Here is a 26937-nt window from a genome sequence, read left to right as displayed (position 1 = left end):
GAGTTTGTATAACTTGTACTAGTATTATAATATTAAACTAATTTTGTAAGGGGTAAAGTCTATATAAAATATCTGAATTTATCAAGTAGCTTTATTTACTGGCTATAAACCCACCAGCAGTTGTTTAATGCTTTGATAAATATTAAGTACTTTAATAAGAGCTTTTTATTCTGTTTATTATTTTATCATGAAAAGTTTTACTTCTACAGAGGCAAGCAATAGAATCATAATATAAAATAATAAGTAAAAATATTAACTTATATGTTGAGAGTATATTAAAAAAAGTTACTTCTAAGATGTTGCATTTTACTTTTGTTTCAGCTATAAGGTTGCTTTAAGTTGAATTTTCAACACTTTTATACTATTTTACATTTAGGATAATGACTTTGAAATTTTTTGGGGGCACTGCATGAAAAAATCTACCTACGCTAAAACTGCTCTAGTTTCTTTATTAACTTTATGTTCTTTCAGTAGTTTTGCTGCTGACTTTTCTAATGAAAATATGAAGGAAGTGAAAAAGCAAGAGAGTACAACAACTTCTGGCAAAATAGAAGTTATGAAAACATCAAATAAAAAACTGAAGGAGAAAATGGATCGGATATGTAATGCTGATCCAAAAAAGAAAGCTGAAGAACTTAAGAAGAAAGAGGAGTTAAAGCTAGCAGCTGAAAGGAAAAAGGAAAAGCTAGTAAATGAGAAAGAAGCAAGAGTTCTAAATGATGTTAAGAGTTCTAATTTAGAAAGTTATAGAGCTAAGAAGACTAAAACTGAAGCTGAAGTTACAAAAGATAATGTAAAAGTTATTAATCAGCATATAGGGGAGAAAGAAAAGGTAAGCCCTGTCGTTTCGATTAGTGGAGTTGATATCATTAATACCAGCCAAGGGAAAAGTGGTGTGAGAATAACTTTTGGTGGTGTTGTTGATGCCCAAGGTTATGGGAAAGCGGGGCCAAGTGGTGAAGATTATAGGTGTTATAATAATATGGTAAGTTGCTATACTGATCCTTATAATCAGGTGACAGGGTTACATCCAATATTTGGGCAGATAGAAAATATTAGTGATTATAGTAATGATATAGGCATGATTACAGATGCAATGTTGCATTTAAAGGCAGAAAATAAAAATGAGGATTTAGGAGTTCTTTATGGTGCTGATGTCCAGCTCCAAGTTCCAATTACTGAAGGTAAAGGGGCTTCACAGGGTATTAATTTGGTAAGAGGTAGAAGTGCACATTTGTTTTTGAATTCAAAATATGGTGACTTAAAACTTGGTTATCAATTTGGTCCTGAAGCTTTAATGAGGCTTGATGCAACGAGAATTGCGACCGTTGATGGAGCTGCAGATAGCAACTGGTTTAGAAAAGTAAACTTAGAAGGGATTAGTAAAAATTTTCCATTTTATGTGACACCACGCCTTCACACTGAAAGTTTCTCAAGTGGAAGCGAAATGTTCTCTTTCTATATGGCAGGAAAATACCATAAAGATATTATGACTACACTGCCGTTTAGAGTTGCTTACTACTCACCGAATTATATGGGTGCAAAATTTGGTATTGGCTACTCACCTCGCTATGGTAGTAATTTATTTATTGTAGAGAATAAAAGACATATCGGTCCAGATTATGAGCATATAGTAAGCGCTGGTGTATCGTATGAATATGATTTTAGTAAATATAATATGAAAGTTAAAACTTCTGTAGTTGGTGAATATGGTTTACCGAAACAACTAGATGAAGCTCAACTCTTTTATAATGAATATATAGAATATGATAATCTAGTAGGCGTTAATTTAGGTGTAAGTGCTGACTATAAAATTAACGAGGATGAAAGCGTGAAATTTGCTGCGTCCTTTGCATATTTAGGCGAATCTGATCAACCGAAGAATATTAAAAAGTTAATTGATGGTAACTATCAGAAAATTGAGATTAACGGTTTTATTGGTGGTAATAGAGAAAAAATGGAAGGGTTGGGGGCTCAATTTGAAGGAGATGATAAAAGCACTATGTATTGGACTGCAGGTACTAGTTATCAGTATGATAACCTCTACACAAGTTTGACTTACTTTGGTAGTAAAACAGGTAACGGAAATAAGCTTTATGATATTGCACTTGGTGTTCAATATGATCTCTCTTCTACTTGCAGTAAAAGTAAGTTTATCCCTTATGCGGTCCTTCATTATTTTATGACTGATGATAAAGGGTACAAAGAGAAGTATACTGCTGCACCTAATCAAGGGCTGCTCTTTCTTACTGGTATAAGGTTTTCTTTCTGATTAGCTGAGAATATATTCCATATTTTAAATATGGAATATATTCTCAATGTTAGTTATAATGCTATTAAGTTATTATTTTAAAATTTATCTCATGTCATACCAAATCGAGTATTTGGCTAAAATTAGTTAAATTACTAGAGGTATCTAGAGTAGTTTGCTTGCTTATAGATGAACTGATTTGGTAAGTATAAAAACAGCATAATCTTATACCATTATGGCGTTAACAAGCACCAGGTGAAGGTTGCTAGTGCTACTTTATTTGTTAATACTTTAAAAATTTATCAAACAGAAAAGAAAATAAAGAAAACCTGTAAGGCTAATTATTTATTCTTTATTTTTAATTTGACATTATAAATAATGTCTTGAGCACTTTGTGAGTTTATTTTTCAGTTTATATAAATAAAGGCCTGGAACCTAGGAGAGTTTGTAAAGGTATATAAGGATATATAGTACAAAAAATTAAACGATAATGTGTCAAATAAAAACTTTTTTTACTATTTTAATCTGCTAAGTTTGGAGGTTGAATGAAATAGCTTCTACACCATGATAAAAGAGCTGGCAGAATTTGTTAAGTAATTTCTGTTGGACCTCTAATACACTACTATGCTATGCGAGAAGTTTATTGACTTCATAACAATAGTTATTTTAAATTAGTGAATATTATTGCAATTAAAGTATTAATGGCTTTTTTCTTTTATCTTTTTGCAATTCTTAGTATTTTATCTGCTGTTTGTGTTATTAGTGTAAGAAATCCTGTACATGCAGTGTTATTTTTAATTTTCACCTTTATTCACTCTGCAGTTCTTTTTATTCTTCTTGGAGCTGAGTTTATTGCTATGGTAATACTAATAGTATACATAGGTGCAGTTGCAGTGTTATTTCTTTTTGTAGTTATGATGCTTGATATTGACTATATAAAACTGCGTCAGGGTTTTACGAAACATTTAGTTCTCAGCACTATATTGTCTGTTATGTTTTTTCTAATTATTAGCTTTGTAATCCGTAGCTCAGCGCTTAATATAAATAATATTATAAATTATAGCACAAATAATGTGAAGGCTATAGGTGATTTGCTGTACACTGATTATATGTATGCTTTTCACCTTTCTGGTGTTCTGCTACTTACTGCAATTGTAGGCACAATTGCTCTTGCTTTGCAAGACAGGAAAAGAGGAATTAAAAGGCAAGATATATTGAAGCAATTGACGCAATCCTCATCTGTAAGGTTGGTTAAAGCTAAATTTGGAAAAGGAGTGAAGTGGAAATAGGATTAAATCATTTCTTGGTTGTTGCTGCTATTTTATTCACTATTGGAGTGTGTGGTATTTTCATTAACCGTAAGAGCATAATCAACATATTGTTATCAGTAGAAGTATTATTATTAGCAATTAATATCAATCTAGTAGCTTTTTCTGTTTTTATGAATGATGTAATTGGGCAAATTTTTGTCATGTTTGTGTTAACTGTTGCAGCGTCTGAGTCAGGAGTAGGACTTGCAATATTAGTTGTATATTATAGAAACAAGGGCAACATAGATGTTGAACAGGCAAACTTAATGAAGGAGTAAAAATATGATGAATGTGCTAAAGTTAATAGTGTTTTTGCCACTTTTTAGTTCATTATTTGTAGCTCTTCTTAGGAAAAGTATTTTAAGTCAGTTAATTACAACCGTAGGGGTTGGAATATCTGCGGTTTTATCTTGGTATGTTTTTCTTACTTTTTCTAAAAATTACCACTTAAGTTTATTTCCTCTACTTTCATTGAGTGAGTTAAAAGTAAATTGGGCAATTAGTGTGGATACTCTTTCATCTTTAATGTTAGTTATTGTTACCACTATTTCGCTAGTAGTTCACCTCTACTCTATTGGTTATATGGAACACGATAGAGGAAAGTCGAGGTTCTTCTCTTATTTGTCGCTATTTACGTTTTGTATGATTGTGTTGGTTGTAAGTGATAATTTTGTACAGCTTTTCTTTGGTTGGGAAGGGGTTGGTTTATGCTCTTATTTGCTTATAGGATTTTGGTTTGAAAAGTATTCTGCGAATAGTGCGGCACTTAAGGCATTCGTTATAAATAGAGTAGGAGACTTTGCACTATTGATTGGAATTTTTCTTATTTATTATACATTTCATTCTTTGAAATTTACTGAAATTTTTAATACAGCTAGTCTTCTTAGTATAAGGAAAATTAGGGCATTTTGCTGTGAATTTAAAATTATTGATATAATATGTGTATTGCTTTTTGTTGGTTGTATGGGAAAGTCTGCTCAGCTTGGCCTACATGTTTGGCTACCAGATGCAATGGAAGGGCCAACCCCTGTTTCTGCGCTTATTCATGCTGCAACGATGGTAACAGCAGGTGTATTTTTAGTAGCAAGATGTTCTCTATTGTTTGAACTATCAGGTGTAGCAAGAGAATTAATAATTATTGTTGGTACGCTTACTGCTTTTTTTGCAGCCACTGTTGCGATTACTCAGAATGATATAAAGAAGATAATTGCTTACTCAACTTGCAGCCAGCTTGGTTATATGTTTATAGCGTGCGGTCTTTCTGCTTACAATATTGCTGTTTTTCATCTGATGACACACGCTTTTTTAAAAGCTTTGTTGTTTCTTGGTGCAGGTAATGTGATTCGTGTAATGAACTATGAACAAAATATTCAAAAGATAGGAAATTGCTGGAAGAAAATCCCTTATACTTATGCTTCTATGTGGATTGGATCTCTTTCGCTTTCTGGGATATTTCCATTTGCAGGTTTCTATTCAAAGGATTTAATAATTGAACATGCTTATAGTATAGACAGTTTTGCCTTTGTAATGAGTTTGGTTGTTGTATTCTTTACAGCATTTTACTCTTGGAGAGTATTACTTCTTGTATTTCATAGTCAAAAACAAAGTAAGATCGATATATATGAAGTACCGATAGTTATGCTTATACCCCTATTAATACTTACTTTTGGGTCGGTATTTTCTGGTATATGGGGAGTAAAGATTTTAGATATAACTAGTGATGTATTTTGGAAATCAAGCTTAGTAGTTGCTGATACTTATGAAATTCATAATGCCTTTATAAGGCTACTGCCGACCTTAGTAAGCTTGAGTGGGATATTGCTTTCATTCTTAATTTATTATTATCAGGTAATTAACCAGATTAAAAGTGAGTTTTTACTTAAATTTCTACAGAATAAATGGTATTTTGATGAGATATATGAATTTTTTATAATTGTACCGACTAAGGTTATATCTAAGCTTCTATACAAGTTTGATGTTAGGACTATTGATTCGTTTGGACCAAACGGTGTTGTAAGATTAGTTAATGAATGTTCGAAGAATTTTATAAAGTTACAAACTGGCTATATATTTGATTATGCGTTTATTATGTTTGTTGCTTTAATAAGCGGTGCTTTGTATATTATTGGAATTCTATAAAAAGTGTTATTACTTAGTATATTCTTACTTCCATTAATGGGAGCATTAGTTTTATCTCTAATTAGGGTTCATCATCAGTCTCTAAGGTCCCTTGCCTTGCTTTTTGTGATACTTCCATTTTTGTTTAGTATTGTAGCTTGCATAGAATTTGATTATACCAATGCAGGTTTTCAGTTTGTAAGCTATCCAATTAGAGATGTAGGAATAGGGGTAGATGGTATATCATTATTTTTTCTTCTACTCACAACTTTCTTATTTAGTATCTGTATGCTCTATAATTGTAAAATGAGTTATAAGGCTCTAAAGGCATATATGGCGTTATTTTTACTACTTGAAAGTTTTATAATTGGTTTCTTTATTTCACTAAACGCTATAAGTTTTTATGTATTCTTTGAGGCTGTTTTAGTACCAATGTTCTTTATTATTGGCATCTGGGGTGGGGAATACAGGGTATATGCAACATTTAAGTTATTTCTCTATACACTTACTGGCTCACTGTTGTTTCTGCTTGGGTTAGTATATATTTATAGTGTTTTTGGGACGTGTGACATGCAGAAACTAGCCTCATTAATGCCAGGCCTTGATTTTAGAGTGCAATCATTGTTATGGATCGCATTTTTTGTTTCTTTTGCAATAAAAGTGCCGATGTTTCCATTTCACACTTGGCTTCCTGACGCGCATGTGCAATCGCCAACTTCTGGGTCTGTAGTTTTAGCTGGTTTGCTTATTAAAATGGGGGGATACGGTTTTTTAAGATTCTCTATTCCAATGCTTCCTCAGGCAAGTTTGTATTTTTCAAATTTTGTTATTATACTTAGCATTATTACAGGAATCTATACTGCACTAGTTGCGTTTGTTCAAGATGATATAAAAAAGTTAATAGCTTATTCCTCGATAGCACATATGGGGATTGTTACTGCTGGTCTCTTTTCGTTTTACGAAGAAAGTATACTTGGTGCTATATTCCAAATGATTAGTCATGGTCTTATTTCCGCTGCTTTATTTTTATGTGTGGGGATACTATATACTAGGACTAAAACTATGGAAATTGCAAAGTGTTTTGGCATAATAAACACTTTGCCAAAGTTTGGTTTCATGTTCATTTTATTTTCAATGGCTTCAATAGGATTACCTGGAACATCGGGATTTATAGGTGAGTTTTTAGTTATGATTGGGATGTTTAAAAGTATAAGATTTTTTACAGGGTTTATTGCACTTGGTACTGTTTTGAGTGCAGTTTATATGTTGAACTTATGCAAGCAAATAATATGGGGTGGTAACTATTCTAAATTGCTGAATAATCACCTAGATAGTATAGAGTTTTCTATCTTGATTTTACTCTCAGTGTTCATTATTTTGCTTGGATTTTATCCAACTTTTGCACTAAATTATTTGAAGCCGTGTATGGTAAATTTATTAGTTAAATATAATACTCTATGAATTACATACAGGTGTTGCCAGAAGCTTTTTCTATTATCTCCTCCTTAGTGTTGCTGCTACTTGGAATTGTGCTTAGCCGTCGCGTTATTAATTTACTAGCACTTAGTTGTACAGCGGCAACTTTAATGATTTTAATTCTTTCAGTAGAAAATAATGAAATTTTCTTCTTTAATTCGTTGTTAAAGCTTAATTTGTATGTCAAATCAGCCCAAGGGCTAATCCTTATCATAGGAATTTTAGTACTTTTACTTCTGGATTTATCAAAATATGACTACAAATATGAGTTTTCAGTACTGGTTCTTTTTGCACTATTTGGCATGATAACTTTAGTTTCGACAAATAGTTTAATTTCTTTTTATTTGGCTTTTGAACTGATGAGTATATCTTTATATATCCTTGCAAGCTTTAATAAAAATTCAGCGTATTCATGTGAAGCAGGCGTAAAATATTTTACGCTCAGTTCACTATCTTCTTGTATTATGCTGTATGGAATGTCGCTGCTTTATGGATATACAGGAAAAATCGATTTTTCTCAGTTAAGTTTATTTATGCAAAATCATCAAGTAACTTACGGAATAGTTTTTGGTTTAGTCTTTGTCCTTATTGGTTTATGTTTTAAACTTGCTATTGTTCCTTTTCATATGTGGGCTCCAGATGTATATCAAGGTGCGCCAACTATAGTAACCATGTTTTTTTCTACTGCTCCAAAGGCTGCACTTATAACATTTTTAATTCGGTTAATGAATGAAGAGTTGATAGATATAAAAAGTTATGTTCAACCTATTCTCTTATGCTTTTCGGCATTATCTGTTCTTGTCTCCGCTTTTGGGGCTTTGCGCCAAAGAAATCTAAAAAGGCTGCTTGCTTATAGTTCAATTGGTCATGTTGGTTTCATGGTTGTTTCACTTTCCATCTTTACACAGATGGGAATAAATAGTTCCTTAATGTATTTAGTAATATATATTATTACAAGTATAGGGTTGTTCTCATGTTTTATACAAATTGATGATGACAATTGTAATGTTGCTAATTTATCTGGTATTGGGAAAAAACACCCAATTTTGGCTTTTCATCTTTCTGTACTATTACTTTCAATGGCAGGGATGCCGCCACTTGGGGGGTTTTTAGCTAAACTTTTTATATTTAGGAGTTTAATAAATTCAGGTTTTATCGGTCTGTCTTTGATCTTCGTAGTAGCAGGTATTGTATCATGGTACTACTACCTAAATATTATAAAAGCTATATATTTTGATAAGGCTAGCAGTAGTAGGGTTATTTATTCTAAGGGTTTATTGATTATTACTTCAGTAGCTTCCTTAATCAATATTGTTCTTTTTATGTATGTAGAAAATTTGTACTCGTTAATTTATTTAGTAACTAAAGGGTTATAAAGTGATCCCTGAAACATTTGAGGGTTTTCATATTTATCATTATAAAGAAGTTTATAGCACTAATGGAAAAGCATTGGACTTAATTGATAAAGGGGTATTAGATGAAACTATCATTGTTGCTGATAAACAAACAGATGGTAGAGGGCGCACTGGTAGAAGCTGGATCTCTCCAGAAGGTAATTTTTATGTGAGTTTAATCATAGATTTTTTATATAATTATACTGATGCCGCTCCGATAGTGAATTCTAATATTGCATGTTGGGATAATAGAGAGAATTTGAGTAAATTAACAGAATTGACTTTTGTCACTGCTCTTGCTGTTGGTGATACGTTGTTATCATCTATAGGTGATGGTAATATTCAATATAAGTGGCCAAATGACATTTTGGTAGATGGTAGGAAAATAAGTGGAATATTACTTGAAAAAAAATCCAATTCGAATTGGTTGGTTATAGGAATTGGAATTAACATTAATTATGCACCATTTTCATGGACAACATGTGTTGATAGTTACGGTGGATCTTTGTCTAATATAGATCTATTAAAAAAAATAATAATACATTTTAATAGATTAAGGAAAAAATGGATATTTGATGGGTTTTGTGCTATAAGAAAAATGTGGTTGGAAAAAGCATTTAAAATGAACAAGCAAATTAGCGTAAAGTTAGCTGGCAAGTTGCACAAAGGGATCTTTATTGATATAGATAAAAGTGGTAGATTGATGTTACAGAAAGGAGATGGAAGCTTGATTTATTTTGATGCAGGTGAGTTGTTTGTTGGTAGTACGTTATGAATGCATATGTAGTTTTTGCTTACCTAATTAGTTTTGTATTAATTGCTGGGGAGTTAATTTTTACTACTTCTTGCTATGTTAAGAGTAAGGAAACTTTGGAGGGCCTTAAAAGTAATGATGAAGAAAAAACATAAGCGATTACTGATAGCTTTAGGAATTTCTTTTTTCTTAAATTGTGTAGTTTTTTTTATCTTAATAGCTCTCAAAGAGAATATCTCATTTTTTTATACAGTGAGTGAAGCAGTAGTTTTACCAAATAATCAAAAGCTAATTCGTATTGGTGGAATGGTTGTTGAGGATAGTGTAATATATGGTGAGGATGAAGTGATCTTTAAGGTGACAGATTTTAACAAAAGTGTTTTGATAAAGTATCAAGGAATACTCCCGCCAATGTTTTCAGAAAAAGGTGGTGTTGTTGTACAAGGTAAAATGTTCGACAATGGAATCTTTTTTGCAGATACAGTATTTGCAAAGCATGATGAGAATTATATGCCTAGGAAGTGAGTAATAAGATGGAAAGTTTTTTTACTTTGTATATAGCAAATGAGTTTCTTTGTATGTCCGTTTTTAATATTTTTTATTGCTTAGGTAGTTCCATGAAAGGTGATTGTGCCTTCCTTATATAGGATAGCTATTTTAAATGTACTGTGAATGTTATGTGTAATTGTAATAATTATAAGGTTATGGTCTTTTAACAAGCTTTATTATTATCTTATTCACTATATTAGATGTAAAATGGATCTACTCTAAGGTTGTTTTAACGAATATAATTCCTAGATTGTGTACAATTGTTCTTGCAAACACTATCCTTTTCTTCATTTTACCTGATAGCCGTGTTGGGAATATATATGCTTTCTTCTAATCTACAATGTCATTTAACTTATTGATTATTAATTGCTTTGCCTCTTTTTTATTGATATTGAAGTAAGGCTGTCCTTGTAGTTAAGGAGTTTTTCTTCTATACTGTAGAATAGTCAAGTGAAACTGAATTTTGGAAAAGTATTCTAAGTTTATTTTATCTTTTACTATTTATTTTAGCAAGCAATGGCTTAGTATCAGTAAGCTGATGATTATTTTTATTAGTACAAGATGATTTATCACTTTTTGAGTTACCAGAGTATAACTAGTGGTTCCCCTCCTTTTTAGTATATTAAAACTTAAATCTCTTAGTAAAGATAAGTTCAAGGAATTAATCAAAATGATTTGCTAAAATGGCTGATATAATATAGATTATGAAGTAATAGTTGATGTTATAGCAAACACTTATTTCTTGTGTGCCCTTTTCTATGATAAAAGAATTAAGCTGTACATTTTTGCTTGTATACTCATGTTGTGGCTAAATTCACAAACTGCAGTGATATATCTTCAAATGTTCCTATTGATCTGCGTATATTATAAATATACAGAGTACTATACTGATACTGAAGTTCTTGGTATAATTAAGTATTTAAGAAGGTTAATATTTAAAGTTGTAAGTGCATTTATCTATTTGGTAATATATAATCGTGCCAGTTATTTCTGCTGCAACTGGTACTTCAGCCTTTCCTGGCATTTTATTAGATTAATTAAAATTAGACTAATTCTTTAGTGATGTTGTTGGTTGTGATAGTTTGAGTATTGTCTATTCTGGGAAATGATCAATGGATCGTTTAGAATTATTTTGGCAGAACTATTGCTACCTCTATGAAAATTTATGTGAAGCTCAATTAGTCGGTAAAGAGAAAAAGCCTTAAGCCTTTTGATAGGAAATCAGTAAGGACTGGACCTACCGATTGTTCTGATACCATTTCTATCGAAAGAAATCACTTTGCACTTATATTAGCATGAAGTTAGTCTTACTAATTTTATTAAAATTTTTTGTTAATTTTATTATATAGTAAAGTGTGTTCTAAGTTCAATATACTTTAACTGAAGTGTTTCAGTTTAAAACTGACAAAAGATTGATTGCATAGTAAACCTTACTTACTTTGCTATTACTATTTACTTTCTGTAAAAAGTGTGTTACTGATAGGTTAAATTTTTATAATAGAATAGGGAGGAGTTTTGGCAGTACCAAAGAGAAAAAAGTCAAAATCAAGGCGTAATATGCATCGTTCTCACCACGCCATTGAGCCTAAAAATATTGTGGTATGTACAGCAACTGGAGAGTTTATGTTGCCTCACAATATAGCAATTGATGGCAGCTATAAAGGGAAAAGGGTTTTTATTAAACAACAGAAAGAATAGCTATCATGATATGTTACCCACGGTTAACGATAATATAGTTGTTGCGCTTGATGCTATGGGAGGTGACTTTGCACCTCTCTCAGTGATTCAAGGTGCTGGTTTTTTTTTGGATAACCTTGTTAACACAGGTATTAGAGTTTTTTTTCGTATTTATGGGGACCAGAAAGAAGTATCTCCTTTGCTTTTAAGATATAAGAAAGTAAGTAATAATTCTGAGTTGATTCACTGTTCTGATAGTGTTCTTGCGAATGATAAGCCATCCTTTGCACTGAGGAATCGTAAAGATTCGAGTATGAAAGCAGCCATTGAGGCAGTAAAAAAGGGTAAGGCTTCTGGAGTGGTATCTTCAGGTAATACTGGAGCACTGATGGCAATTTCCAGATTTGTTTTAGGGATATTACCAAATATCTATCGTCCTGCTATTGTGTCTGTCTGTCCAACTAAGGCAAAAAGTTTTGTGTTACTTGATCTTGGTGCGAATGTTGATTGTAACGCTGACTCATTATTTCAATTTGCATTGATGGGAAGTATCTTTGCAAGGATAGCATTAAAAATTGATAATCCTGAAGTTGCTTTACTAAATATTGGTATAGAAGAAATTAAAGGTACTGACTCAGTACGAGGGGCTTTTGAGTTACTCAAAAATGCTCCGAGTATTAATTTTAGAGGATATATAGAGGCAAGTGAATTTTTAGAAGGTAGTATTGATGTGATTGTTGCTGATGGTTTTGTTGGCAATGTAATGCTTAAAACAGCTGAGGCGACTGCTAGTGCTTTTATTAATTTAATAAAGCAGGAAGTATTTAGCTCATGGATAACAAAAGTGTTTGTTGATATATTGTTGAAATCTAAACTTAGTAAGGCACTTACACGTTTTAATCCCAAAGTTAGAGGTGGAGCTATGTTTTTAGGACTCAATGGTGTAGTTATCAAGAGCCACGGAAATTCTGATGCTGTTTCTTTTGCTCACGCCATAAAATTTGCAGTAAGTGCTATTAGTGAAAATTTAAACCAGAAGATAGTGAGTGAGGTAAGTCACATTGAATAGAAGTTTCATATTGAGTACTGGGTCTTACTTGCCAAAAAAGACATTGAGTAATGATGAGATTGCATTGATAGTTGAAACAAGTGATAAATGGATTAGACAAAGAACAGGAATAATTCAGAGGCATATAGCAGGTGAAGAAGAATTAACGTCAGATTTAGCTGTTAATGCAGCAAGAAATGCTATAGAGAAGGCACGGATTTTAGTGGATGAAATTGATTTAATCATAGTGGCAACAACAACACCTGATAAAACTTTTCCTAGCTGTGCGACTATTGTGCAGAGTAGACTAAAATGTAAAAATGCGTTTGCTTTTGATATACAAGCTGCATGCTCTGGTTTTATATATGCAATTGCAGTTGCTGATTCGCTTATTAAAGCTAATAATGACATTAAATATGTACTAGTTATAGGTGCTGAGATAATGTCTAGAATTATTGATTGGGAAGATAGGTCAACTTGTGTACTATTTGGTGATGGTGCTGGTGCAATAGTAATAAAATCTGCATTATATTGCGATGGAACAACAGAGAAGTCCATAGGTAGCGGCATAGTATCAACCAGCTTATACTCTGATGGTAATATAGGTATATTATATACGAATGGAGGAGTATCCTCAACTGGTAATCCTGGGAAAATATGCATGAAAGGAAGAGAAATGTTTAAACATGCAGTAGATAAATTAACAGCTTCAGTAGAAAAAGAACTAAAATCCAATAATTTGAAGATTACTGATATTGACTGGGTAACTCCTCATCAAGCAAATGTTCGTATTGTTGAAGCAGTAGTCAAGAAGTTAGATTTGCCTATAGAAAAAGTGGTTAATACGGTTGATCGACATGCAAACACCTCAGCAGCGTCAATTCCACTAGCACTTGATCACGCAATACGAAAATCAAAAATAAAACCAGGAAGTCTAGGACTACTAATTGCAATAGGTGCAGGCCTAACCTGGGGTTCTGTATTACTACGCTACTGACAACTCCGATTTTACTGTTTGTTATTTTCAATTTTTTCTATCAGCTTCCTGACTAAGCCTCTCAGTTTTTTACTGGATTCATCAAGCTCTTGAATTTGCGAGCTATCTTTTTTCATGATCCCTTTATAGTTGCTTTTTATATAATCAATCATTTCCTTTATTTGAGCGATCACCTTGGTGATATCCATACTACTCAAATTAGATACCATATCAGGAATAGATTTGTCTAACATACTACTAGCCATAAGCTGCTGAGACATTTGCATAAATGGTTTTAAAGTTTGATTAAGTAACTCGGGATCCTTGGCTAGTTTTTCTATCTGTTCTTTACAAGTATCCATGTACTGCTTCATAAATTCATCTTCCTGCACTTTATCTGTCATAATTATACCTACCTGGAAATATGTATTTTATTATATATTATTTTTGAATTAAAAACAATATATAATGCCTATTTTATATCTATATTAATACTTATTAAAGAGTAAAAACTGTTCCTTTACTTATAAAGGAGCACATATTTTTTCTAACCATTTTTTATTGTTGATATTATTTTCTAGGTTTTCATAGACAGACTGATGATACCTGTTTATCCACTTAATTTCATCTTTAGTAAGCATTTGCATATCTATTAGCTTTCTATCGTATGGGATAGAAGTAAGTTGTTTGAAGTTTAAGAAGCAATTTTTTTGTTTGTTAACGTACATAAGATTCTCAATCCTTATTCCATACTTACCTGGGATGTAATAGCCAGGTTCATTGGAAAGTATCATACCTGGCATAAGTTTTACTTTGTTTCCTTTTGATATTGCTTGTGGCCCTTCATGAACTGATAAATAATTTCCTACTCCATGTCCTGTACCGTGTATATAATCTATTCCAAATTTCCATAGGTGGGTGCGTGCTAATATGTCTAACTCCCCGCCAGTAGTGCTGAAAGGAAAGACTGCGCTTGCTACAGCAATGTGAGCTTTCAATACTATTGAATAATGAGTTATTTGTTCATTAGTTGGGTTGCCAATTGCTATAGTTCTTGTAACATCAGTTGTACCGTCAAGATATTGGCCACCGGAATCAATCAAGTATAGTCCATCTTTCTGAATTATTTTGTTAGTCTCATTACTTGCACGGTAATGAATTATTGCTCCATTCTCATTAAATGCAGAAATTGTTGGAAAGCTTAGTTGCTTGAATAGAGCCTGTTCCTTTCTATGTTCTAAAAGTTTCTCTTCAGCTTTGAGTTCAGTAATCTCACTGGGTCTATCATATAATGGTTGCTCAGGCAAAAAATTAGTATTTCTTTTTGTGTCATTCCAGCATGTGATGCTGGAATCTGCATTTTTTTTCTTGGTCTTAGTGTTAGTTATTTGGATGATATGTGAATTTGCAAGAGACTTATTAACATTATTTTCAAGCCAATATAGAAAATTTGTCACTGCTACTCCATCTCTAATGTGTGCATTTATAGCCCCGGCTATTTCAGTTTGGTTTTTCACTGCTTTGTGAATTAAACAGGGATCCTCTCTTTCAACTACTCGCTTACTTTGTATTATGGCCATAATGCTCATTGGAGTTGTGCTTGGATCTATCATTACCGAACTTAGCCTACGTAGCGAACTCTCTAGCTTACTAGTATCAAAAATATTTATGTGGTTATCCAAATTTGCTTGTATAGTTGAGTATTCTTTACCTTGAATAAATAAATCAACATTGCCACTTTTATATAATATAACGCGACCTAGTATACACGGAGTATGCTTAGCATTTTCGTTTCTTAAATTTAACAACCATGAAATTGAACTTGGATCAGTCAGGAGTACTGCTTCAATTTCTTTATCTATGCTTTTAGTCACTCTTTCGCATTTACTCTTGCTGCTTTCACCAGAATACTTTGCTGCATGCGAAACTATAATTTGTTTTTTATGATTACTTTTTTTTTTAATTGGATAGGGTACTAACCTACAAATATTTTCATATTTCTTTATCTCTTTTATGGTAAAAGACTGTGGATGATAACCTAATGAAGTGGTCAATGTTAAGTTTGCTTTTGCCCATTCGTATGGATTCTCTTCTTGTGTGTTATATACTTGAAAAGTGTTCTGATTGAGCTGATTATAGGCTTGTATGATGTAACGTTCATCTGTAAAAAATGGGCACTTATTGTTTTTTGTAACAATGAGCAACCCATTTGTTCCTGTAAAACCACATAGCTTGGTTAATTCATCTGAATATTCATTTAAATATTCGTCTTTAGTGTGCAGTATGAACATATCTACATTTATTTTACGCATGAAAGAGCGAAATTTTTCGATTTTTAACATAGTGTGTCTCACACAGAATTAGCAGCTAATTTTCATTTTCTTATTTCTTAAATGTACCAATATGCTAACTATTGCTGCTGGAGTGATACCTTGTATTTGCCTTGCAGTACCAATCGTTATTGGTTTTATTGTCTGCAATTTTTCTACTACTTCGTTTGATAAACCTTGAACTTGTGAATAATCGAAATTAATTGGAATTTGAGTGTTAATTTCCTCTCGTAAAAACTTCATATCTGCTTCTTGTCTTATTAGATAAGGTTTGTACTTTGCTTCAATTGCAACTGCCTCACATATTTCATTCTTGGTTGCATCGTTTATTTTGGTATTATTCCAGCATGTAACACTATTTAACTCTGGCCATATTTTTTGCAATTTATTCCAGTTGATATTAGGATAGCTTAGTAAATCTAATGCTGTTTTTTTTATTCCGTCATATGATATTTTTATACCATAAAACCTGAGCTGCTCAGGAGTAATTGTTAGACTCTCTAAATTTTTCTTGAGTTGCTTAATAGAATTAAGTTTGCCTTGTAAAATAGAGTATCTCTCATGTGATACAAGGGAAATATCATACCCTTTTTGTGTTAATCTTCTATCTGCATTGTCTGATCTAATTGCTAATCTGTATTCTGCACGTGAGGTGAATAGCCTATAGGGTTCTATTATTCCTTTAGTGACTAGATCGTCTATCATTACGCCGATGTATGAGTCTGTGCGGTGGAGAATAAAGCTTTTTTTCTTTCCGGCTGCAGATAGTGCTGCATTAATCCCGGCAATAATTCCCTGTCCTGCTGCTTCTTCATACCCAGTAGTTCCATTAATTTGACCGGCAAAATATAGTCCTTTAACTTTCTTGGTTTCGAGGGTATGAAATAGCTCTCGTGGGTCAATGTAATTATACTCAACTGCATACCCAGGTTTCAATATCTCTGCATTTTCAAGTCCTTTGATACTCCTTATCATTTTGCGCTGTACTTCAATAGGTAATGAATTTGAAATTCCATTTGGATATATGATATTATCATCAAGCCCCTCTGGTTCTAGAAATATTTGGTGACTATTTTTTTCTGCAAATTTTTTGACTTTAGTTTCGATCGATGGGCAATATCTTGGTGCAATAATGTCATTTAGATATAAAGAAGCTGATCTGTGGAGATTCTCTCGAACTATTCTATGTGTATCTTCATTAGTATAGGTAATAAAACATGAAACTTGAGGTTGATTAATTCTTTCTGTGAGATAAGAAAACGGCTTGGGTGGATTATCACCTATTTGTTCTTGCAATATTGAACAGTTTATAGTATTATAATCAAGTCTTGGTGGAGTTCCAGTACGTAGTCTACCTAATTTGAAATTATATTTTTTCAATGTGTTTGCAAGCTCTATTGAAGATTTATCTCCCATTCTCCCTGAAGGAATCGTTTGTTTGCCTATATGAATTACACCTTGCAGAAAAGTTCCTGTAGTTAAAATAACTTTACTTGTCAGTATATGCTCACCTGAGCTTGTTACAACAGCTTTAATATGCAGCTCTTTGTCACTATTGCTTTTGATAAGGAGATCATCGACTGACTCTTCTTTTATTGCCAAATTTTTGTAGTTTAGGATAATTTCCTGTATTGCTTTTTTATATAATTTCCGGTCTGCCTGTGCACGTGGTCCCCACACTGCTGCACCCCTGCTGCCATTTAGAATAACTGAGTGTATGCTTGCTTGGTCGATTGCTCTTCCCATTATTCCGTCAAGGGCATCAATCTCTTTAACTACAATACCCTTTGCAATTCCTCCAATTGCTGGATTGCAGGACATTTCTCCTATAGTTGAAATTTTATGGGTTATAAGCAGCGTGTTTGCGCCAAGGCGAACTGCAGCTGCAGCTGCTTCGCACCCAGCATGACCACCACCTATAACTATTATGTCATACTTGCCCATTATTTTTCATATTTAGAAAAATTATATATAACAAATGGAGTTAATATAATCAATGGCATTACTTTCTACTGTCTAGATAGCTAATTAGTTTATGTTCTTGATTCATAAGGATAGGGTAAAAAAACTGCTTAGCAAATTTTGCTAGTTTCTTTATTATGATAATAATAATATCTAATTGTCTTCAAATCTGCACAGGTTAACCGATGAAAGCATTGCGTAGTTGGTATCTTGTATTTAATTTTATCAGTATGTGTGCGCCTCATGTACTTATTAAGTTTTAAGCTTTTACTACCTATATAAGTTGAGGTACGTTTATAAAGCTTTTAGGATAATTAATAATGAATACTAGCTTATATGAAATTAGGAAGAATACTAGCTATTGTGGAATTTTTTTATCTTCTTTTTCTATTTAGTAGGTTTCTTAGTTATTTATAGCTGAAGGTTAGTCACAAGAAATCTAGTATTTGCACAGTTATGCATGGAGCTATGATTTCAAAAATTTTTTTTAATCTATCTGCACAGTATTGGTTTATCAAAATTCAGCCAGCTGCTTATGGTTATTGGCAGTTTAGGAGGAAGATCGACAGCTAAAATTTTATTTTTTTTTTGAAAAAAAATAACTTAATTGTGTATTCTAGTATCTATGTTTAATTTGTTGTTGATTTTATTGAAAGGTGGTGTTATAAGTAAAGGTATACAAAGTATGAGAAATATAGTATATAGTGACAAAAATTAGCATTGGTATGAGTTACAGCTTTCTTTTGTTACTGCACGTATTTTGCTATACTAGCTTATTGTTCATATAAGCAAATCTGTAAGGGTGAGGAAATAAATGAAGCTAGAACATCTGAAGACACTAAAAGGAATAAAGAAGGAGAAGAACTGGTTTAGAATAAAGTTGAAACAGAAATTAAAAAATTAACTGCCATAACTGACCTGGGCAAAGAAGGTTATGGGACTGGAGTTTATACTAATAGTGCTTAAATTTTCTGGAGGTTAAGTAACTTAATTTGTTATGGGTAGGCTTCCACCTTTTTACTTTATTTAGGCATGTAGAGGTTATAACAATTTATTCCAAACCTCGACGACTATATCCTCGTTAAAGTCTATTACTTCTGCTTTCTTAAATTGGTAGCAGTTGCTGATAAATTGAGTTCCTAAATTTTCTATAAAAGAAATGGCATCATTACCAATGAATTTTATTACTATGATAAGATTATCAATCTGTCGATTAAATTATATTTTAATAATTCTGTGACTAACACTCTTCCACCTTTGACTAGTAGCCTTGTTATATAAACATTTAGTTTACTGATCTAGAGCTAAATTTTCTAAATCCCAGTGCCAGGGTACTGAAGTAATAGGAGGTTTGTTGTTTGAGTTAACTACCAGATAGTTAATATTTTGTATTTTTTTTCTCTACTTTCTTGTTTGTAATCACCCAAGTTGTTACTTTATCTGCAGTCTTTGCAATATTGTGTTCTTCCTTTAATTTTCCTTGGCTATCGATAATTAGTCTGGTTTGTGATTTATCTTCAAGTCCTGGTAATCTACAAGTTAACAGTGGGTTATCATTAATTAGAGTATTGCTACCGATCATAATTGTGTCATGTTTTGCTCTGAGCTTGTATGCCCAATTTCTGTATTTTTGCTTTCTGTCTATTTGCTATTACTTGTGAATGTTGCAATTTTCTCGTCAAGAGTCATTACGATTTTGCACGCTATGAATGATCTATGTGATCTCTGAGTAGTAAAAAACAATGTGTTCGATTTTTCTGCTTTTTTTTGCATAATACCTTGCTCAGCTTTAATTTCAGCTTATTCTATGGCTTTGATGCTCTCTACTTAACACTCTTTTATCTGGGTTAATTATTGCAATCACCACTTTTTTTATTCTAGATCTTATAATTTCTGCAGTACAAGGTTCTGTAATTTCAAAATGGCAATATGTCTCAAGAGTAACGTACATAGTCACACTATAAGTTATAGTCTTTAGCGCTTTGCAGGGGACTGCTTCTGCGTGTGGACGTCTACCAATTCCTGTGTGGCTTTTACTAACTACTATACCATCTTTTACAATAACACACCTAACAGCAGGATTTGGTGAAACGCTTTTAAGAGTTCTTTCTGTAAGTTTTAATGCTACTGACATAAAAATGGTCATCTTTCATTAGAAAGAAGTCATTTCATATGAGGTATCAAAAATTCTTCTATGCTCGTGTATGGCAAATCTATCTGTCATACCGGAGATATAGTCGCATATTACTACTGAACGCTTGAATTCATAAGTGAGTCTATCCCACTCTATGGGTAGTAGTCCCGGATTTTCATAAAAGCATTGAAAGAGTTCTTGTACTATACGTTTTGCTTTATTCATCGTTCTATTGAGTTTATAACTTTTATATATTTTTTCTATGTTAAATTTTTTTATTTCTTTTGTAGCGTTTGCAATTTCTGGCGATAATATAACTAGCATCTTATTTAAACTTCTTGCGTCTTCTACACTTTTTATTTTATAATCTTCAATGTTTTTTTTAGTCTGAGAAACAACATCACTTATCATAGTTCCTATAGCTTTACTGAGTGATTCATGTATCAGCTTATTTTGAGATAATTCTGAATATTTGCTTTTTATGTCTTGAAATATTTTTCCAATTAAAGGAATATCGAGTAGGTCTTTTATGGTTACTAAGTTTCCTCTCAATGCATCATCAAGGTCGTGAACACTGTATGCAATGTCATCGGCAATTGAAGCAACTTGTGCTTCGATGCTTGAAAATTTTTCAAGTTCTAGATTATATTTTTTGTTGTATTCTAATAATAGCTGATTATTTGTATGGAATGCTGCATTTTTGCCAAGTAAAGGGCCATTATGTTTTGCAACTCCTTCAATTACCTCCCAACTTAAGTTCATGCCATCAAAGTCGGCATGTTTTTGTTCAAGATGAGTTAAAATCCTTATAGCTTGAACGTTGTGGTCAAATTCATATTTTTCACTATCAAGATTCAAATCTCGAACTGATTTTTTTAAAGCATTTTCACCTGTGTGACCAAATGGAGGATGACCAAGGTCATGTGCAAGTGCTATACATTCAGTAATGTCTTCGTCTAAACCCAACCTGCGTGCAATAGATCTTGCAATTTGTGCTACTTCAAGACTATGAGTAAGTCGTGTGCGATAATAGTCATTTCCATAATTGATAAAAACTTGTGTTTTGTACCCTAATTTCCTAAGCGCATTGGAGTGTATAATGCGGTCCCTGTCACGCTGAAAGCAACTGCGATTTTCGTCCTCTAATTCTTTGAAATATCTTCCTCTCGTTTTGTGTGGGAGGCATGCATAGCTTAAGAGAAAATTATTGTTTGACATGTAAAATTTCTACTATAATGAGTTATTAATAATAAGTGGCGGTGGTTATGTCAATAAATTACAATATTAACTTAACTGATAGTGCAATAAAGAAAATCTACTCTCTTATAGAGCAGGAAAAAAATAAGAACTCTGTTTTGCGAATTGCAATTTCAGGTGGTGGATGTTCTGGCTTCAAATACAATTTTCTTATGGAGCAAATAAACAAAAATATATCTTTAGGTGGTGACGATGATGATTATGATTATGATGATGAATTTGATGATGATGAAGATGATGATTATGAAGATAGCGAAGACTATAAAGACCACTCTAATTTTAGTAAAAAAGGCAAAGATATAATAGTTAATGATGAGAATGGAAAGCCTGTATTAATGATTGATAATTGTTCGGCAAAGTTTTTGAATAACTCAATTATAGATTATACTGAGAATCTCAGTGGCTCTGGTTTCCAAATAAACAATGCTCTTGCTAAGTCTCGATGTGGCTGTGGTAGTAGTTTTTCAATTTAATTACTTTACTAGAATTTAAGTAACTACTAGGTCTTTTAAACATGAGTGATGGTGTAGTGCTAGAGCTAATTTCTGTAGGCAAAAGCTTTAAAAAGAGTTTTATTGCTATAGAAAATATCAGCCTAAGGGTTGCAAGAGGGCAAATAGTTGCATTAATTGGTAGTTCAGGGTCAGGAAAAACAACTATACTGCAAATTGCGGGTTTACTGGATAAGCCAACTTCAGGTATCGTGGCAGTAGATGGAATGAATTGTACACAAGCTAGCGATAAATATAGAACTTATATAAGAAGAAATTTTCTTAGCTTTGTTTATCAATTTCATTATTTGCTGCAAGAATTATCGATATTAGAAAATATTATGCTTCCTCAGCTGATTGCAGGAAGAAGTAGAGCTGAAGCAATGAAGAGTGCGCAAACAATATTGGAAAAATTTAGCCTAGAAAGCAAGGCAAGTAGTATGATATCTGAAATTTCTGGTGGAGAAAGGCAAAGAATTGCAATTGCAAGGAGCGTTGTAAATTCTCCAAGGCTTTTACTTGCAGATGAACCAACAGGGAACTTGGATCCAACAAATTCTTTGAATGTGTTTTTGTTGTTATATTCATATGTAAAGGAAAATAATAGTTCTATGCTTATGGTTACACACAATCATCTTCTTGCAGAAAGGGCAGACTATATTTTACGTCTAGAAAATGGATCTTTAGTAAAATTGTAAAGAAACATGATATAGAATTATGATCTATTTGCCTTGTACTTGCTTAACCAATGTTCATTAACAGAGTATAATTTACATGAAGTACTTTCGTTACTTCTGATACATGGACTTTTTAACTTGCGTGGCTTACTTAAGAGACATCCTGATAACATAAATATGGCTAGAGTAAGAAATAATAATTTCTTGAACACAATAAAACCTCCTTACTTACGTTATTACTACACTTATTTTTCTTACTTGTAAAGATTAGACATACTCTTTTATTTGTGCTTCTTTTCTTACCTTTCGGAGAGAAATAGCTGCACTATTTAAGCGTAGTTTTATGTAATCGTCTATGATTTGCACTACCTCCTCTTCTTTATCTCTTAAGAAGTGATTAGTATTGTCTATTATATGGTACTCCATATGGTCACTTTTTACTGAATTTATTAATCTTTTTGTTAGTTCTGTTATATCACCTTCTTCTGAAATTGTATCGTTGCTACTTTGTATTATGAGTCCAGGGACTGGACAGGGAGAAAGAAAAGAGAAATCATATTTGGTTGCTGGAAGAGAAAGAGCAATAAAACCTACTATCTCAGGTCGGCGCATAGTTAGCTGCATAGCAACCCATGCTCCAAAAGAGAACCCAGCAACCCAGATTGGAACATTACTAGGATTATGTTCTTGAAGCCAATCAATCGCTACTGCAGCGTCAGTTAATTCTCCTATGCCCTTATCAAAAGTTCCAGTAGATTTTCCCACTCCACGAAAGTTAATTTTCAATGCAGAAAAGTTATTGTCGATAAAAGATGTATATATGCCGTGTACCATTTTACTGTCCATATTTCCTCCATATTGAGGATGATGATGTAGAATTAATACAACTGGTGCATTAGTGTTTTTGCTTTGGTAATACTCACCTTCTATCTTTTTTGTTGCATTGTTTAAAAAAACTTCTACCACTTTTGCTCCTAATAAAAAAACTGTTTAACAAATATATTAATTATGTATTAATCTTACTGTTTTTGCAATAAGATTTTGTCATATTAAAGCTAATATGCATAATTTTAATGGTAAAGAGGAGCTTTTATAATTCAATGGCAAATAAACCTCTAGGTTCATTTTTCTTGAAAAGTAGTGATTATATATATGCTGACTATAACGCGACTTCTCCGATTAGTGATGGTGTAAGGAAAAGTATATTCGAAGTCTTGTCAAAACAGATTCTGAATCCTTCGTCGTTGCATAGAAAGGGGCAAGAAACAAGAAAGATTCTTCAGGATGCAAGAGATGCTATATATAATATAATTGATGTTTCAAGTGATAAGGAAGTAGTTTTTACATCTGGAGCAACTGAAGCAAATAACCTTGTTATGCGAGGGGTAACAGGCTTTCAGCATGTAGTTTCAGCTATAGAGCATCCTTCAATTCTTAATTCTGTGTATAACCCACATATAGTACCCGTTAATCAAGAAGGTACCGTTGATCTTTTAGAGTTAGAAAAGATCCTAGGCAAACTTGAGGGAAATAGGGTAATAGTTTCAGTTATGATGGCTAATAATGAAACTGGAGTTATTCAGCCTATTAAGGAAATAGCTGAGATAGCACATAGATTTGGAGCAATCTGTCACACCGATGCTGCTCAAAGTGTTGGAAAGATTGAAGTTAGCATGGAAGATTTAGGAGTAGATTTACTTACTTTATCTGCCCACAAATTTGGTGGTATAGTGGGTAGTGGGGCTTTAATATTCAATAAAAAACTTGTAATAGAACCTATAATAGTAGGTGGTGGGCAAGAAAAAGGATTGCGTGGTGGTACAGAAAATGTTGTTGCAATTGCAAGTCTTTTTGCTGCATTACAAAGCATTCCAGATCTTCTATTAAAAATGAATGAAATCAGGAAACTACGTGATCAATTAGAGAGTAAGTTATTAAATCTTGTTAGTAGCATTAAAATCTTTGGTAAAAACTCTAAAAGATTACCAAACACAAGTTTTGTTTATATGCCAGGAGTAAAGAGTGATGTGCAGCTTATGCATTTTGATTTAAATAACATTGCGGTTAGTAATGGCTCTGCATGCTCATCTGGAAAAATTGAGCCTTCTTATGTGTTACTTGCAATGGGAGCAACAAAGGAGCAAGCAAAGTGTTCAGTTAGGATCAGTATAGGTCCACAAACCAAGCCACAAGACATAAAAAAAATAGTGGATTGTTGGTACGATATCTATAAGAAAAACGCCTTAGATATATACAAGTAACTAGTAGAAGTGAAAAAATACTTGAAAATTTTTTTCTAGCTTATGTTTTATTATACAGCTATAAAGTATTTAGAACAATATATGATATCAATTGCAAAGTTGGGAGTAAACAACTATCTAATATGTGGTTTTTTGCCTTTTTTATTAAAAAAACTTCTGAATATTTATAGTTAAAGAAGTTTATGTATAAGCATTTACTTTTGCACTGGATGGTATCATTCTAATGTTATACATTAGAATCTAGCTCTTTATAATTATCAAAAATGTTATATTTTAATGTAAAATCAGCTACTTTTTATGTTTATTAAATTAGTTTGCTTATAGGCTAGTAAACTTTCCTGGATCTGAGTGTCTAATTGCTAAGATGATATATTGTAGAGGAGTACCTGAGCAAACCTTTACTGATAAAGAATTGGATAACTTGTCTAAAAAACAGGGATAATTAGATTTTAATAAGAAAATAGTTGAGATTTAAGGTAAGTTATTGTAAAACTTTAGATCTAAAAATAAAAGTAAAGAGGTAGTATGCTACCTCTTTACTTCCTAGCCTTAAGCTGCTTTCCCGGTTTTTTCTATAGCTGCCTCTACTGCAACATCTACTAGCTTAGCTGATATATTAGCTCTTAAAGCTTTTAGATCTTGATTGCTTACCGCAACTTTCAGTGAGTTAGAATTACTCATACCTAGTTCTGTTTTCATGTCAGTAAGTTGATCTTTACCACCTACCTTAGTTACTTTTACTTTATATTCACTAGCATCATCTTTAGGATCTACGTGTGCGAGCTCAACTTCAACTTTTTTACCTGCTACCAATACATGAACTCCTTTTTTATCATTTCCTACTAGTGTTTTATAATCATTAATTGGAAGTACTAGAAATAACTGTTTAGTATCTTTACCATCTGTTCCTTGAACCTTTTTTTCAATAATTTCACCACTCTTTATCGCATCGCTGATAAGAGCAGCAAAGCTTGCATCTTTACCATCTCTACCAGCTTTACCTTGAACTCCCTCCATTGCATAAATTTGCTGATACGAAGAAATAGCTTTTACAGTAAAATATATAGCGAGGACAAGTAAAACTCCAATTCCTATGGGGTTAGCAACAGATGCTAAGAATTCAGGTCCAACAATTACGTTAGTAGTAACTAATATTGTTGTTATTGCGGCTGCTAAAGATGCAACTACAACTATACCTTCAATGCTTGTTTTTGCTACAGATGCAGTGTTTTCCCACTTCCATATACTTGGTTTTGTATTCATAATAACTTCCTCCAATTAAAGTTAATAAAAAGTTAACTTTATACTAACGACATATGTTAGTCAAGCTTTATTTATAGTAGTTTAATGATAACTGTTTTAGAGCTGTTTCCTAAATTATTATCTATTATAGGTTGATTTAATTATGTATAATTAGTGTATGACACATGGCTGGTTGAATCTTGATAAACCAGTAGGAATTAGTTCTACGTAAGCAGTAGTACGAGTTAGAGAGATGTTTAGAACCAGAAAAGCTGGTCATTTAGGAACACTTGACCCTTTAGCTTCAGGTGTATGCTGATTGCTCTCGGTTAGGCAACAAAAACTATACCGTATTTATTTTGTGGTTTGAAGGTGTATAATTTCACAGTAAAATGGGGTGAGCGGAGAACTACAGATGATGTAAATGGTGATATTATCAAAGTCAGTGATATAGAACCTGGGTGAGATCAAATAAATCATGCTATCAAGAACTTTGTTGGTAAGATAATACAGGTTCCTCCTCAATTTTCAGCAATAAAAGTTAATGAAACAAGGGCATATAAATTAGCAAGAAGAGGACAAAAAGCAAATGTAAAGCCTCGCCTAGTGCAAATATATGAGCTGAAATTGATATCTGTTGATGCCATAAATAATAGTGCTGACTTTTCTATGATATGTGGTGGTGTATATGTAAGATCAATTGTAAGAGATCTTGGAATTACGTTAAATTGTTTTGGATATATTACAAAATTAAGAAGGATTATGGTAGGTAATTTTAGAGAAGATGAATCGGTGATAATTGAGCAGATGACCTAAAGGGATAAAATTATCCCTATTGGATCAGTTTTAGAGAGAATGCTTAAGGTTGAAGTTTCTATAGAAGAAGTAAGTAAGATCAGAAAAGGTAAAGGAGTCATATTAAATAACTTGCGCAAGTTAAAGAATTATGATATTTTCTGCGTAGTGGTCTATAATGTACCTATTGCGATTTGTAGTTTTGTGTATGGTTGTATAAAGCCTATTTGTTTTT

General features: G+C 32.6%; 25 protein-coding genes. 17 read left to right on the top strand and 8 right to left on the bottom strand.

The window, feature by feature from the left end; genetic code table 11:
- Positions 1–409 precede the first annotated feature (409 nt).
- From GOY12_RS02600 to GOY12_RS02550, 12 genes are all read left to right on the top strand, one after another.
- Entirely contained in the window at positions 410–2272 is a 1863-nt protein-coding gene (locus tag GOY12_RS02600) for a WD0745 family porin (protein ID WP_175818506.1), read from the top strand.
- Positions 2273–2952: 680 nt separating this feature from the next.
- On the top strand, positions 2953–3540 hold the full coding sequence (locus tag GOY12_RS02595; RefSeq protein WP_175818711.1) for an NADH-quinone oxidoreductase subunit J: 588 nt from the start codon (positions 2953–2955) through the stop codon (positions 3538–3540).
- Entirely contained in the window at positions 3531–3839 is a 309-nt protein-coding gene (nuoK, locus tag GOY12_RS02590; RefSeq protein ID WP_175818505.1) for an NADH-quinone oxidoreductase subunit NuoK, read from the top strand. The genes GOY12_RS02595 and nuoK overlap by 10 nt, the downstream gene beginning before the upstream one ends.
- A 4-nt stretch (positions 3840–3843) precedes the next feature.
- Positions 3844–5700 carry an NADH-quinone oxidoreductase subunit L gene (gene nuoL / locus GOY12_RS02585; RefSeq protein ID WP_175818504.1) on the top strand — a complete coding sequence of 619 codons (1857 nt, stop codon included), beginning with the start codon at positions 3844–3846 and terminating at the stop codon, positions 5698–5700.
- A gap of 3 nt (positions 5701–5703) precedes the next feature.
- The gene (locus tag GOY12_RS02580) at positions 5704–7140 is read left to right on the top strand and encodes a complex I subunit 4 family protein (protein WP_175818503.1); all 1437 of its coding nucleotides are present in this window, start codon (positions 5704–5706) and stop codon (positions 7138–7140) included.
- Positions 7137–8531: an NADH-quinone oxidoreductase subunit N gene (locus GOY12_RS02575; RefSeq protein ID WP_175818502.1), complete on the top strand. Its 1395-nt coding sequence runs from the start codon at positions 7137–7139 to the stop codon at positions 8529–8531. The genes GOY12_RS02580 and GOY12_RS02575 overlap by 4 nt, the downstream gene beginning before the upstream one ends.
- 1 nt (position 8532) lies before the next feature.
- Entirely contained in the window at positions 8533–9324 is a 792-nt protein-coding gene (locus tag GOY12_RS02570; RefSeq protein WP_175818501.1) for a biotin--[acetyl-CoA-carboxylase] ligase, read from the top strand.
- The gene (locus GOY12_RS03660; RefSeq protein WP_218938927.1) at positions 9321–9458 is read left to right on the top strand and encodes a CcmD-like small membrane protein; all 138 of its coding nucleotides are present in this window, start codon (positions 9321–9323) and stop codon (positions 9456–9458) included. Before GOY12_RS02570 ends, GOY12_RS03660 begins: the two co-directional genes overlap by 4 nt.
- Complete coding sequence (ccmE, locus tag GOY12_RS02565) at positions 9442–9828, top strand: cytochrome c maturation protein CcmE (protein ID WP_175818710.1); 387 nt, start codon at positions 9442–9444, stop codon at positions 9826–9828. The genes GOY12_RS03660 and ccmE overlap by 17 nt, the downstream gene beginning before the upstream one ends.
- Before the next feature lie 1539 nt (positions 9829–11367).
- Entirely contained in the window at positions 11368–11550 is a 183-nt protein-coding gene (gene rpmF, locus GOY12_RS02560; RefSeq protein ID WP_175818500.1) for a 50S ribosomal protein L32, read from the top strand.
- A 10-nt stretch (positions 11551–11560) separates the two neighbouring features.
- Entirely contained in the window at positions 11561–12598 is a 1038-nt protein-coding gene (plsX, locus tag GOY12_RS02555; RefSeq protein ID WP_175818499.1) for a phosphate acyltransferase PlsX, read from the top strand.
- Positions 12591–13574 carry a beta-ketoacyl-ACP synthase III gene (locus GOY12_RS02550; protein WP_175818498.1) on the top strand — a complete coding sequence of 328 codons (984 nt, stop codon included), beginning with the start codon at positions 12591–12593 and terminating at the stop codon, positions 13572–13574. The genes plsX and GOY12_RS02550 overlap by 8 nt, the downstream gene beginning before the upstream one ends.
- An 11-nt stretch (positions 13575–13585) precedes the next feature.
- Here the strand turns inward: GOY12_RS02550 and GOY12_RS02545 are convergent, their stop codons facing one another.
- From GOY12_RS02545 to GOY12_RS02525, 6 genes are all read right to left on the bottom strand, one after another.
- Positions 13586–13957, bottom strand: coding sequence for a hypothetical protein (locus GOY12_RS02545; protein WP_175818497.1), 372 nt, complete (start codon positions 13955–13957; stop codon positions 13586–13588).
- A gap of 120 nt (positions 13958–14077) precedes the next feature.
- Positions 14078–15895 carry an aminopeptidase P family protein gene (locus GOY12_RS02540; RefSeq protein ID WP_175818496.1) on the bottom strand — a complete coding sequence of 606 codons (1818 nt, stop codon included), beginning with the start codon at positions 15893–15895 and terminating at the stop codon, positions 14078–14080.
- A gap of 18 nt (positions 15896–15913) precedes the next feature.
- On the bottom strand, positions 15914–17827 hold the full coding sequence (gene mnmG / locus GOY12_RS02535; protein WP_175818495.1) for a tRNA uridine-5-carboxymethylaminomethyl(34) synthesis enzyme MnmG: 1914 nt from the start codon (positions 17825–17827) through the stop codon (positions 15914–15916).
- Positions 17828–19223: 1396 nt separating this feature from the next.
- Positions 19224–19427: a dihydrofolate reductase family protein gene (locus GOY12_RS03790; protein WP_410543527.1), complete on the bottom strand. Its 204-nt coding sequence runs from the start codon at positions 19425–19427 to the stop codon at positions 19224–19226.
- Between the two features lie 213 nt (positions 19428–19640).
- Positions 19641–19979 (bottom strand): hypothetical protein, encoded by a 339-nt coding sequence (locus GOY12_RS03785; RefSeq protein ID WP_410543526.1) that lies wholly within the window; start codon positions 19977–19979, stop codon positions 19641–19643.
- An 18-nt stretch (positions 19980–19997) separates the two neighbouring features.
- The gene (locus GOY12_RS02525) at positions 19998–21197 is read right to left on the bottom strand and encodes a deoxyguanosinetriphosphate triphosphohydrolase (RefSeq protein WP_175818494.1); all 1200 of its coding nucleotides are present in this window, start codon (positions 21195–21197) and stop codon (positions 19998–20000) included.
- Between the two features lie 47 nt (positions 21198–21244).
- On the opposite strand from GOY12_RS02525, the gene GOY12_RS02520 reads away from it, so the two are divergent.
- Entirely contained in the window at positions 21245–21709 is a 465-nt protein-coding gene (locus GOY12_RS02520) for a HesB/IscA family protein (RefSeq protein WP_175818493.1), read from the top strand.
- 41 nt (positions 21710–21750) lie between these two features.
- Positions 21751–22425, top strand: a complete 675-nt coding sequence (locus tag GOY12_RS02515; protein WP_175818492.1) for an ABC transporter ATP-binding protein — start codon at positions 21751–21753, stop codon at positions 22423–22425.
- A 246-nt stretch (positions 22426–22671) separates the two neighbouring features.
- Here GOY12_RS02515 and GOY12_RS02510 read toward each other — a convergent pair whose 3' ends face one another.
- Positions 22672–23370, bottom strand: a complete 699-nt coding sequence (locus tag GOY12_RS02510) for an alpha/beta hydrolase (protein ID WP_175818491.1) — start codon at positions 23368–23370, stop codon at positions 22672–22674.
- Between the two features lie 134 nt (positions 23371–23504).
- Here GOY12_RS02510 and GOY12_RS02505 point away from each other — a divergent pair, with 134 nt between their 5' ends.
- Positions 23505–24665: a cysteine desulfurase family protein gene (locus tag GOY12_RS02505; protein WP_175818490.1), complete on the top strand. Its 1161-nt coding sequence runs from the start codon at positions 23505–23507 to the stop codon at positions 24663–24665.
- Between the two features lie 549 nt (positions 24666–25214).
- Here the strand turns inward: GOY12_RS02505 and GOY12_RS02500 are convergent.
- Positions 25215–25928 (bottom strand): hypothetical protein, encoded by a 714-nt coding sequence (locus GOY12_RS02500; protein WP_175818489.1) that lies wholly within the window; start codon positions 25926–25928, stop codon positions 25215–25217.
- A gap of 232 nt (positions 25929–26160) precedes the next feature.
- On the opposite strand from GOY12_RS02500, the gene GOY12_RS03715 reads away from it, so the two are divergent.
- Both GOY12_RS03715 and GOY12_RS03710 read left to right on the top strand, forming a co-directional pair.
- Positions 26161–26226, top strand: a complete 66-nt coding sequence (locus GOY12_RS03715) for a hypothetical protein (RefSeq protein ID WP_246214416.1) — start codon at positions 26161–26163, stop codon at positions 26224–26226.
- Between the two features lie 152 nt (positions 26227–26378).
- Positions 26379–26723 carry a pseudouridine synthase family protein gene (locus GOY12_RS03710; protein ID WP_369406219.1) on the top strand — a complete coding sequence of 115 codons (345 nt, stop codon included), beginning with the start codon at positions 26379–26381 and terminating at the stop codon, positions 26721–26723.
- The last annotated feature ends 214 nt before the right edge of the window (positions 26724–26937 follow it).

It is taken from the genome of Wolbachia endosymbiont of Dirofilaria (Dirofilaria) immitis, assembly GCF_013365455.1.
Taxonomy (GTDB): Bacteria; Pseudomonadota; Alphaproteobacteria; order Rickettsiales; family Anaplasmataceae; genus Wolbachia.
This window is presented reverse-complemented; position numbering and strand designations above follow the sequence as displayed.